Consider the following 11,140-nt stretch of genomic DNA (forward strand, 5'->3'; position numbering starts at 1 on the left):
GCCTCCTGGTCTGCGCGACCTACGAGGGGTACCACGGCGCGGGTACCCGGACGGCCTCCCCCTCTGTCATCTCAACCTGAGAGCTTCACCGGGGGCGCGCCCGTGAAGGCACCGTCCCGGCTTTCACCGTCGGTGAGGAAGGGTGTGGGACGTGCCCGCCCGTACGCCCGCCCTGCTTTCCAGAGTGACCTCGTCCGTGCGGTACAGGTGCCTGAGAGATTCCGGGGAGGATTTGCTCCTTCGGCGCCTCCGGCGATCGTGACCCGGAGAGCTCTCCCGCACGGGGTCAGCAGCCATTCGTCAGCCTACCAGCGAGGGTCACAGGCGTTCCCTCGAGTGGCCGCCCGCCCCGAAGTGCTCTTTCGTAGTGAGTACGAGCGGACAAAGATGAGTTATGCCCACATCCCAGACCCCGCGACAGCTGGAGGGCCCGTGCAGACCGACATCGATCCGCGGAATCTGATCGGCCGCAAGGCGTTCGACCGCAACGGGGCCAAGATCGGCACGATCGACGAGATCTATCTCGACGACGCCACCGGCGAACCGGAGTGGGCGGCCATACGCACGGGCCTCTTCAGCCGCGACGCCTTCGTCCCCCTGGAGCCGAGCGAGCTGGTCGACGACGGCACCCTGCGCATCCCCTTCGACCGCGACCTGATCAAGGACGCCCCGGACTTCGGCGTGGGCCGCCATCTCTCCCCCGCGCAGGAGCTCCAGCTCTACCACCACTACGGCCTGGACACCACGCTCCCCCACCCGCCACCCCCCGACCACGACTTCGGGCACATCGCGGGCTCCGACCCCACCTGAGGCACCGAGCCTCACCCCGCCTCCGCCGCTTCCACCTCCTCCCCGCAGGAGCCCGCTCCGACCAGCGGCAAAGGCTCCGCAGGGCACAATTTCGGATCATCTGTCCGGAACGTCCGCACCCGCCCCGGCGCCGACCCGGGTGTCTCGAAACGTACGGTCACCCGGCCGAGCCCGCTGCCCTGGACCCACCCGTAGCCGTACTCGGCGTGCCGCACGTCGTGCCCGGCCGCCCACCGCCGCTCGGCGGGCACCGGCGACTCCTGCGCGTCCGCACTGTCGGCCTTTAGGCCAAGCGGAGCCCTCGGCACCGCCTCCCCCGCCGCCCCCGTCGGCGGAGCACCCTCCGGACCCTCCACCGCCGAGACCTCCGCCTCCGCGGCCTGCGCCTGGACCTGCGCCTGCGCCTGCGCCTGGGCGAAGAGGTCCTCCTGCGTGTAGTCCGCGAGCCCCGTGACCCCTACCCCGAGCAACCGCACCCCGCCCGTGGTGTCCACGGACTCGAGCAGCCGCGCCGCGGCCTCCCGCACCACTGCGGGGTCGTCGGTGGGTCCCCGCAGCGTCTCGGACCGGGTCAGCGTCGAGAAGTCGAAGCGCCGCACCTTCAGCACGATGGTCCGCCCCGAGTGCCCCGCCGCCCGCAGCCTCTGCACGCACCGGTCGGCCAGCCGGGCCACTTCTCCCCTGACCCGCACTCGGTCGTGGATGTCCACGTCGTACGTGTCCTCGACACTGACCGACTTGGTGTCCCGCTCGGCGACCACGGGCCGCTCGTCGCGCGCCAGGGCCATGGCGTACAGCGAGACGCCGTGCGACTTGCCGAGCAGCCGCACCAGCTCGTCCTCTCCCGCCTCCGCGATCTCCTCGACCGTGGTGATCCCGGCCCGCCGCAGGTGGTCTCCGGTGGCAGGCCCCACGCCGGGCAGCGTACGCACCGACATCGGCCCCAGCAGCGCCCGCTCCGTGCCCGGGGCTATCAGCACCAGGCCGTCCGGCTTGGCCTCCTCGGAGGCGATCTTCGCCAGCATCTTGGACGCGGCGAGGCCCACCGAGCCGGTCAGGCCGGTCACCGCTCTGATGTCCGCCCGCAGCCGCTCGCCCACCGCCCGGGCCGAGCGCTCGTCATCGGCGACGCCACCCGCCTCCAGGTCCACGAAGGCCTCATCCAGGCTGAGCGGCTCCACCAGCGGCGACAGCTCGCGCAGCAGCCCCATCACCTGCTCGCTGATCTCCCGGTACAGCCCGAAGCGCGGCACGAGATAGGCGGCGTTCGGCGCCAGCCGGCGCGCCTGCCCCATCGGCATCGCCGAGTGCACACCGAAACGCCGCGCCTCGTAGGAAGCGGTGGCCACCACACCGCGCGGCCCGAGCCCGCCGACCACGACGGCCTTCCCGCGCAGACTCGGCTTCGCGGCCTGCTCGGCGGACGCGTAGAAGGCATCCATGTCCAGATGCAGAATCGTCGGCGCGCTTCTCACAACTCCGATGCTGCCCTACGCCACTGACAATCCCCCGTCGCGGGCTCAGACCGCCCGGTTGCGCCGTCGGGCCAGTTCGTCGGCGGGGTTGTGCCCGACGAGCGTCTCCCCCGTGTCGATCCGTTCGCCGTGCAGCTGGGACAGCGCGGCCTCGACGTCGCGCCACACGACGCCCACGGCGATCCCGAAGATGCCCTGGCCGCCCTGGAGCAGCTCGTGGACCTCGCCGGGCGACGTGCACTCGTACACCGTCGCCCCATCGCTCATCAGCGTCATCCGCTCCAGATCACGGAAGCCACGCTCCCGCAGATGCTGCACCGTCGTACGGATGTTCTGCAGCGATACCCCGGTGTCGAGGAACCGCTTGACCACCTTCAGGACGACGACGTCCCGGAAGCTGTAGAGCCGTTGGGTACCGGACCCCCCGGCGGCGCGCACACTGGGCTCGACCAGGCCCGTCCGGGCCCAGTAGTCGAGCTGGCGGTAAGTGATGCCCGCGGCCGCGCACGCGGTCGGACCGCGATACCCGATCTGCTCGGAATTCTCGAACGTCGCGTCCCCGCTCCCCTGGACCGCCATCGGTTTCGGAGAGTGATCGGCCGCGCTGTGAAACGGGTACGGACCGTCCACCGCCGTACCGTCGCCGCTGCTTCTCACGCCGACCTCCGTCCTTGACCTGCCTTCTCGACGGTAGGCAGTCACCAGGGGCTCGTCAACGATCGCCACACTCGCCACGCCGAGTGATAATCACCCTGAGAGTGGTTTCGCGTGCCCCGCCGCGGGGAAAGGCTAGCCGAATGGGCCGAAGCGAGCCGCTGAGAGCGGCTCACTGGCTGTTGGTGCCGAAGTCCTCGGGCGAGATCTGGTCGAGGAACTCGCGGAACTTCTCCACCTCGTCCTCCTGCTCGTCCGGGATCGCGATGCCGGCGTCGTCCAGGACGCCGTCGCTCCCGTAGATGGGCGTGCCGGTGCGCAGTGCGAGCGCTATGGCATCGGACGGCCGCGCACTGACCTCCACGCCGCTGGCGAAGACCAGCTCGGCGTAGAAGACCCCTTCGCGCAGGTCGGTGATGCGCACTTCGGAGAGCTCCTGGCCCACCGCCTCCAGCACGTCCTTGAACAGGTCGTGCGTCAGCGGTCGTGCGGGTGCCATGCCCTGCTGCGCGAAGGCGATGGCGGTTGCCTCACCTGGTCCGATCCAGATGGGGAGGTACCGGTCGCCTCCCACTTCACGCAGGAGCACGATCGGCTGGTTGGAGGGCATTTCGACCCGGACACCTACGACGTCGAGCTCGTTCACACAGCAACCCTAGGACGTGGCCGGCAGGTTTGGGTAGTCGGGCAGCCGTCGAGTACCGGCCGGGGACGGTCCGCCCGCCGCGTGCGGGCCCGTATTTCAGGGCAGTCTGACGCCGAGAGCGCTCTGCACAAGAGCCGAATGCAGCTTTCCCGTGAGGCTCGCCAGCTCTTTGGTACGGGCCTCCGCATGGGCCCTGGTCTGGGGATTGCGGTGCCGCCGCAGCGGTGCGACGACCTGGTCGACGAGCCCGGCCTCCCGGTCCGCGGCGGCCTTCATGGCCCGCAGATGGCGTGGCTCGATGCCGAACCTGCCCAGTTCCACGACGAGCGAGGCGATCGTGACGGCCTCCGCGTCGTACCCGCCGTCCGCCAGGCGGACGACCAAGCCGTACGTCTCCCACTCGTCGAGCTGCCGCTCGTCCACCTCGGCGACGGCCAGCAGCTCGGCACGGCCCACACGGGCCGCTGTCGGCCTCTCGGCCTCGTCCGGGCCCCCGGCGCCTTCCGCGCCCCGCTGACGGCCCAGAGAGGGCAGCGGGGCCCTCTCGCCGCGCTCCAGTGCCTCGAGGTGCTCGCGGATGACCTTCAGCGGCAGATAGTGGTCCCGCTGCATCCTCAGCACATGCCCGAGCCGCTCGACGTCTTCCGGGCTGAACTTGCGATAGCCGGACGGCGTGCGCTGCGGCTCGATGAGGCCCTCGGACTCCAAGAAGCGGATCTTGGAGATCGTGACCTCGGGGAACTCGTCGCGCAGCACGTTCAGCACGGTGCCGATGCTCATCAGCCGACGGTCCGCGACGGTGGTGCCGGTGCCGGCACCACCACTCGGTGTGTGAAGCATGGACCTTCCATGGGGGGTGGCCCCCGGACGAGGCCCGGGGGGTGGGTCAGATGCCGACGCTCCGCTGGCTGGCGTAGAAGACCAGCCGGTACTTACCGATCTGCACCTCGTCGCCGTTCGACAGCGCCACGGAATCGATGCGCTCCCGGTTGACGTACGTGCCGTTGAGACTGCCCACGTCGGCGACGGTGAAGGAACCGTCCTGAAGGCGACGGAACTCCACGTGGCGACGCGACACTGTCACGTCGTCGAGGAAGATGTCGCTCTGCGGGTGACGGCCCGCCGTGGTCAGTTCGCCGTCGAGCAGGAAACGACTGCCCGAGTTCGGCCCGCGGCGCACCACCAGGAGCGCCGAGCCGAGCGGCAGGGCGTCTACGGCGGCCTGCGCCTCCGGGGAGAGCGCCGGCGACGGCGTCTGCCCCGTCACCTCGGCGTCGTAGGCCTCGAGACCGGAAATGGAGATCGTCGACGTCGTCTCGGACGCACGCTCCGGAGCCGCACCGGCTCGCAGCGGCGCACCGCAGTTGGAGCAGAACCGGCTCGCCTCGGCGTTGCGGTTGCCGCACCTCGTACACACCAGGGCCATGGACGGGTCCTCCTGCCGCGGCTGCCCCGCGGCGGCGTTCGATCCGTGCGGGCCGGAGGCGAACCCTCCACCCGAACTCGAGGTCGACGGTTCTCCGAAACCTATGCGGCCGGGACCGGCGGGGTCAACGGACGACGCGCCCTGTCCGCCCGGATTGTCACCCCCTGGACCAGCCACCTGGTCCCGGAACATGGGGCGCTCGGCCCCCTGTCCCTCCGCGTCCCCATGACGCGGGGCACGGTGCCGGGCAGTGGCGGGATTGCCGCTGTCCTCACGTGCGCTCTTGCCGAACAACTTCGCAAACAACTTCACGGGCGATTCCCCTTGACCGAAACAGACCCGCCCGTGGGGCAGGACGAACCCTGATTGCACACACCGACATCCATCGGTGAACCAGACATCCTCACAACGTCCGTATCCACCAAACAGTTTCCACCACGCACCACACATCTGGTGCGCCGACCCCCCGCAACCTCATGCCCTTGACCCGCGGCCCTCATGCTCCCGCCGCTCACGGGGAGGACGACCGAGCGTAGTCAGGCCGCTTCGCGGGTCGCAAGGCACTCACGACGATCTTCTCCGAGCGTGTCACGGTGACCGTGGCCTGCTCCTTCTCCAGAGTCTGCACCACGCCGCCCGGGATGTTCAGCGCAGGTTCCAGATCCTGGGGCTTGCCGATCACCTTGAAGAGGTACGGCTTGCCGACCTTGCGGCCGTCCACACGCACGCCGCCGCGGCCGGCGTCCGACAGATGCGTGCTGGCCACCACGCGCACGTCATTGATCTGGATCGCCTCCGCGCCCGCGGCGCGCAGCTCCTGAATGGCGTCGAGAAGCATGTCCGCCTCGATCGCCCCCTTCTTGTCCTCGACGGCAAGCGTGATGCCGGGCCCCTGGGCCGCCACCGTGCCCGCCAGAATGCCGAGTTGCCTCTCCCGCTCGGCTGTCTGCTTGCGGGCCTCTTCCGCCTGGTCCGAGCTGTTCTCCAGCCCGGTCCGCTGCTCCTCGAGACGCCGCTTCTCCTCTTCCAGACGCTGAGTGCGGTCATCCAGTTCATCGAGGATGCGTACGAGATCTTCCTGCCGCGCCCCGCGCAGCGCGCTGCTGTCGTTGTTCGAACGCACCTGGATGGCCAGGCCGAGGCCCAGCACGAACAGGAGCAGGGCGACGATGAGTTGGGGGCGGGTCACCCGGGGCGGCCACAGGCCCTTCGCCAGCCGCTGACGGCCGGTGGGCGGCTGCTCCCGCCGGACCGGCTCGGCGGCGGGCCCGGGTTCCGCCGGGACCTCGGGGGGCAGTTCCTTGCGGCGGTCGTACGAGGGTGTCTCGTCGGCACTCATCGGCGTCACGCCCTGAAGATGTGCCGGCGGATGGCGGCGGCGTTGGAGAAGATCCGGATGCCGAGGACGACGACGACACCCGTGGACAGCTGCGCGCCGACGCCCAACTTGTCGCCCAGGAACACGATCAGTGCCGCCACCACCACGTTGGACAGGAACGACACCACGAAGACCTTGTCGTCGAAGATGCCGTCGAGCATCGCGCGCAACCCGCCGAAGACGGCGTCCAGAGCCGCGACCACGGCGATCGGAAGGTACGGCTCGACCACCGCCGGAACCTCGGGCCGAACCAGCAATCCGGCCACGACTCCCACGACGAGGCCCAGTACGGCGATCACGATGTGCCCTTTCCTGCCTTCGGCTGTGCTGTACGTACGGTCACACTCGGCGCTGCCGGCAGCCGGAGCTCGTCCGACACCGAAATACTGGTCCGGATGCCGAAGTTCTCCTGCAGAGCATGCAGGTACTGACCGTCGCGGCTGTTCTGGAACCGGGTGCTCAAGCGTTGCCCGGGACCCACCGCGAGCACCGTATACGGCGGCACAAGCGGCCTGTTGTCGACCAGTATCGCGTCCCCCGCGGCCCGGACGGCCGACAGGGCGGTGAGCCGCTGGTCATTGATCGAGATCGCTTCGGCGCCGGACTCCCACAGGCCGTTGACGACGCGCTGCATGTCGCGGTCGCGCACCCGCCCGGTGTCGGAGAACCCGGCGCTCTCCCGGGGGCCGCCACCGCCCTGGTCGGCCTGCTTCTTGTCGTTCACCACGAGTTTCACGCCGGGTCCGGTCACCTTCGTGGCACCGGAGAGGAGACCGACCAACTCGCCCTGGCTGCCGCCGTGCTTCTTCAGCGCGGCCCGCTGCCGCTCGCCCACGTCGTCGCGGAGTTCGTCCACGTCGTCCTCGAGCGTGTCGGCGCCGGCCGTCGCGTCCTCGACGCGGTCGATGAGTTCCTCGCGCTCCTTGGCGAGCACCGGAGCCGCTATACGCGCCTGCGCGGCGCCGACGGTGACGACCAGCGCGGCGAGCACCAGCCCCGCGGCGAGACCCAGTTTGGCCCGCAGGGGCCGAGGGACACCGCTGTTGCCCTGGGCTTCTCTTCTGGCCGCGGCCTCCGCGTACCCCTCGTCCAGGCTGTGGTCCATGACGGTGGTGAGCAGCGACATGGACGCGTCCGGACGCCTGGGGCGGAAGGGGGTGCTCCGAACGGGGGGCTGCTGCGGCATGCCGCACATCGTCGCACGTCGCGGGCGCTACCTCCGAATGGCCCCACCGGCGTGCCGGGCGGCACCTGTTGCGGTACCGTCCGGCAGGCCGACGCGGTCAGCGGCCGGCGCTGTCCACCACCGTGGCCCACTCGTCGAGCAGGGCCTGGGCGGACGCGTCGTCGGGGCCCTCGGCCCACAGATGGGTGACGGCCTCGGCCGGGTCCGGCAGCACCAGCACCCAGCGCCCGTCGGCCTCCACGACCCGCACGCCGTCGGTGGTGTCCACGGACCGGTCGCCGGCCGCCTCCACCACACTGCGCATCACGAGCCCCTTGACGGCCCACGGCGTCGCCAGATCGCGCTTCAGCACATGGGCACGCGGGATGCGCGCGTCGATCTGGCTCAGGGTGAGCTGGGTGCGCGCCACGAGCCCGATGAGACGCACGAAGGCGGCCGTCCCGTCGAACACACCGCTGAACTCCGGCACGATGAACCCGCCGCGGCCGTCCCCGCCGAAGATCGTCGACTCACCGCGCCCGACGCGCGTGAGGTCGTCCGGCGACGTGGTCGTCCAGTCGACCTGGGTGCCGTGGTAGGCGGCGACCTGTTCCGCGATGCGGGTCGTGGTCACGGGCAGCGCGACCCGCCCGCTGCGCCGCTCGGCGGCCACCAGGTCGAGCATGACCAGCAGGGCCCGGTCGTCCTCGACGATCCGGCCCTTCTCGTCCACCAGGGACAGCCGCTCGCCGACCGGGTCGAAGCGCACACCGAAGGCGGCCCGCGCCGACGCGACGATCTCGCCGAGTCGCATGAGACCGGCTCGGCGCGTGTCGGCGCTCTCCGTGGGCCGCGACTCGTCGAGACCCGGGTTGATCGTCAGCGCGTCCACCCCGAGCTTCCCGAGAAGGCTGGGCAGCACGAGCCCGGCGCTTCCGTTGGAGGCGTCGACGACGACCTTCAGGCCCGACTCGGCGATCCCCGTGGTGTCGACGTTGCGCAGCAGCGACCCGGTGTACGAGTCGAAGACGCTGGACGGGAAGTGCAGGTCGCCGATCTCACCGGGGAAGGCCCGGCGGTACTCCTGACGTGCGTACACCCGGTCCAGCTTCCGCTGGCTCGCCTGGGAGAGGTCGGCGCCCTGCCCGTCGAAGAACATGATGTCGACGGAGTCCGGGACTCCGGTCGTGGTGCGGATCATGATGCCGCCGGCGCTGCCCCGGGCGGTCTGCTGCCGCGCCACGGGCAGCGGCACGTTCTCCAGGTCGCGTACGTCGATGGCGCTGGCCTGCAGCGCCGAGATCACGGCCCGCTTGAGCGCCCGGGCGCCACGTGAGTGGTCACGCGCGGTGGTGACGGTCGAGCCCTTCTTCAGGGTCGTCGCGTACGCACCCGCGAGGCGCACGGCCAGCTCGGGGGTGATCTCGACGTTCAGGATGCCGGACACCCCTCGGGCGCCGAACAGGTGTGCCTGGCCCCGGGACTCCCAGATGACGGAGGTGTTGACGAACGCGCCCGCCTCGATCGTCTTGAAGGGATACACCCGGACGTTGCCCTGGATGATCGATTCTTCACCCACGAGGCACTCGTCGCCGATGACCGCGCCGTCCTCGATGCGGGCGGCCCGCATGATGTCGGTGTTCTTTCCGATGACGCAGCCGCGCAGATTGCTGTGCTGCCCGATGTAGACGTTGTCGTGGACGACGGCGCGGTGCAGGAAGGCGCCCTCCTTGACCACGACGTTGGAGCCGATCACGGTGTGCTCGCGGATCTCGGCGTTGGCCTCGACCTTGGCGTAGTCCCCGATGTACAGCGGCCCGCGCAGCACGGCGTCCGGGTGCACCTCGGCGCCCTCGGCTACCCAGACGCCGGGCGAGATCTCGAAGCCGTCGAGCTCGACGTCGACCTTGCCCTCCAGGACGTCGGCCTGCGCCTTGCCGTAGCTCTCGTGGGTGCCGACGTCTTCCCAGTAGCCCTCGGCGACGTAGCCGTAGATGGGCTTGCCTTCCTTCATGAGCTGCGGGAAGACGTCGCCGGACCAGTCGACCGGCACATCGGGGTCGACGTAGTCGAAGACCTCGGGCTCCATCACGTAGATGCCCGTGTTCACCGTGTCGGAGAACACCTGGCCCCAGGTCGGCTTCTCGAGGAAGCGCTCGACCTTGCCCTCCTCGTCGACGATGGTGATGCCGAATTCCAGGGGGTTGGGTACACGCGTCAGACAGACGGTGACGAGCGCGCCCTTTTCCTTGTGGAAGTTGATCAGGTCGGTGAGGTCGAAGTCGGTCAGCGCGTCACCGGAGATCACGAGGAACGCGTCGTCCTTCAGCGCTTCCTCGGCGTTCTTCACGCTGCCGGCTGTGCCGAGCGGCTTCTCCTCGTTGGCATAGGTGAGCTCCATCCCGAGCTCTTCGCCGTCGCCGAAGTAGTTCTTGACGAGCGAAGCCAAGAACTGCACTGTTACTACGGTCTCGGTCAGACCATGCCTCTTGAGCAGGCGCAGCACATGCTCCATGATCGGCCTGTTGGCCACGGGCAGGAGCGGCTTGGGCATGCTTGAGGTCATGGGGCGAAGGCGGGTGCCCTCGCCGCCGGCCATTACGACGGCCTTCATGTCGGAAAAGTCCTCCCTAAGACGACGACCTGGCCGACTCAGCCCACCGGGTAGGGCCCGCATTTGTCAGGTACGGGTCGACGGCGCCACTACAGCCACCGAATCGGCAGGCTCAATCGGCCATGTTGTCCACCTTGACAAGTCGGCGGACCTGAACCACATACAGGATCCCTGCCCACCAATACAGCGTTGTACCCCATCCAGCGAACGCCCATCCGAAAATAGCAGCGAGAGTAGCGAGCCAGCCGCTTCCATCGCTCAGGAGCAGTAGTGGAAAGGCGTACATCAGGTTGAAGGTGGCGGCCTTGCCCAGGAAGTTCACCTGCGGCGGCGGATAGCCGTGACGTCGCAGGATCCAGACCATCACCAGCAGGACCAGTTCACGCAGCAGGAGCACCGCGGTGATCCACAGGGGGAGAATCTCGCGCCACGTGAGGCCGGCGAGCGTCGAGAGGATGTAGAGCCGGTCCGCGGCGGGATCGAGCAGCCTGCCCAGCTTGCTGATCTGGTTCCAGCGGCGTGCGAGCTTCCCGTCGAGGTAGTCGCTGACGCCGCTGAGCGCCAGCACCAGCAGGGCCCACCCGTCGCTGTTGGGCCCCCCGAACTCCGGCCTGAGGATCAACCACAGGAAGAGGGGCACGCCGGCGAGGCGCGCCATGCTGAGGATGTTCGGGATGGTGAGGACGCGGTCCGTCTGGACGCGCGTCTCCTGGACCTCCACCCGGGGGCCTCCTGGGGGAAAAGAGCCAATGATGCTCCCTGACCTTACCCTCAGCGGCGGTACGAGGGCGCGGAGGGGTGGCGGTACCACCGTGGCCGAAAAACAAAAAAGCCGTGGTTCCTGGAATTGAATCCAGGAACCACGGCTATTAAAAGGAGTTCGGCGGCGTCCTACTCTCCCACAGGGTCCCCCCTGCAGTACCATCGGCGCTGTGAGGCTTAGCTTCCGGGTTCGGAATGTAACCGGGCGTT

11 protein-coding genes, 1 rRNA gene and 1 riboswitch are annotated in these 11,140 nt (G+C 69.2%); of the genes, 1 reads left to right on the plus strand and 11 read right to left on the minus strand.

Annotated elements, in window-relative coordinates; translation table 11 throughout:
* Positions 1-189: 189 nt before the first annotated feature.
* A riboswitch (glycine riboswitch) is annotated at positions 190-289 on the minus strand.
* 143 nt (positions 290-432) lie between these two features.
* The gene (locus ABZ385_RS22835) at positions 433-810 is read left to right on the plus strand and encodes a PRC-barrel domain-containing protein (protein WP_358696176.1); all 378 of its coding nucleotides are present in this window, start codon (positions 433-435) and stop codon (positions 808-810) included.
* A gap of 11 nt (positions 811-821) precedes the next feature.
* On the opposite strand, the gene ABZ385_RS22840 is transcribed toward ABZ385_RS22835, so the two are convergent.
* The 11 genes from ABZ385_RS22840 to rrf all read right to left on the minus strand — a co-directional run.
* Complete coding sequence (locus tag ABZ385_RS22840; RefSeq protein WP_358912908.1) at positions 822-2,285, minus strand: DNA polymerase IV; 1,464 nt, start codon at positions 2,283-2,285, stop codon at positions 822-824.
* Between the two features lie 45 nt (positions 2,286-2,330).
* Positions 2,331-2,942, minus strand: coding sequence for a MerR family transcriptional regulator (locus ABZ385_RS22845; RefSeq protein ID WP_358580552.1), 612 nt, complete (start codon positions 2,940-2,942; stop codon positions 2,331-2,333).
* A gap of 169 nt (positions 2,943-3,111) precedes the next feature.
* Positions 3,112-3,585, minus strand: a complete 474-nt coding sequence (locus ABZ385_RS22850; protein WP_030794342.1) for a bifunctional nuclease family protein — start codon at positions 3,583-3,585, stop codon at positions 3,112-3,114.
* Positions 3,586-3,681: 96 nt separating this feature from the next.
* The gene (locus tag ABZ385_RS22855; RefSeq protein WP_358912910.1) at positions 3,682-4,425 is read right to left on the minus strand and encodes a MerR family transcriptional regulator; all 744 of its coding nucleotides are present in this window, start codon (positions 4,423-4,425) and stop codon (positions 3,682-3,684) included.
* Between the two features lie 46 nt (positions 4,426-4,471).
* Complete coding sequence (locus ABZ385_RS22860) at positions 4,472-5,461, minus strand: FHA domain-containing protein (RefSeq protein ID WP_358912912.1); 990 nt, start codon at positions 5,459-5,461, stop codon at positions 4,472-4,474.
* A 61-nt stretch (positions 5,462-5,522) separates the two neighbouring features.
* Positions 5,523-6,350, minus strand: a complete 828-nt coding sequence (locus ABZ385_RS22865) for a DUF881 domain-containing protein (RefSeq protein WP_358696197.1) — start codon at positions 6,348-6,350, stop codon at positions 5,523-5,525.
* A gap of 5 nt (positions 6,351-6,355) precedes the next feature.
* Complete coding sequence (locus ABZ385_RS22870; RefSeq protein WP_030794354.1) at positions 6,356-6,688, minus strand: small basic family protein; 333 nt, start codon at positions 6,686-6,688, stop codon at positions 6,356-6,358.
* Positions 6,685-7,584, minus strand: coding sequence for a DUF881 domain-containing protein (locus ABZ385_RS22875; RefSeq protein WP_358580545.1), 900 nt, complete (start codon positions 7,582-7,584; stop codon positions 6,685-6,687). Before ABZ385_RS22875 ends, ABZ385_RS22870 begins: the two co-directional genes overlap by 4 nt.
* Positions 7,585-7,672: 88 nt before the next feature.
* Positions 7,673-10,168: a mannose-1-phosphate guanyltransferase gene (locus ABZ385_RS22880; protein ID WP_358696172.1), complete on the minus strand. Its 2,496-nt coding sequence runs from the start codon at positions 10,166-10,168 to the stop codon at positions 7,673-7,675.
* A gap of 112 nt (positions 10,169-10,280) precedes the next feature.
* A complete protein-coding gene (locus ABZ385_RS22885) occupies positions 10,281-10,889 on the minus strand; it encodes a CDP-alcohol phosphatidyltransferase family protein (RefSeq protein WP_358580540.1) in 609 nt (202 codons plus the stop codon).
* 157 nt (positions 10,890-11,046) lie between these two features.
* Positions 11,047-11,140, minus strand: a 5S ribosomal RNA gene (rrf, locus tag ABZ385_RS22890); the annotation flags it as partial.

The organism is Streptomyces sp. NPDC005898 (assembly GCF_040629635.1).
Classification (GTDB): Bacteria; Actinomycetota; Actinomycetes; order Streptomycetales; family Streptomycetaceae; genus Streptomyces.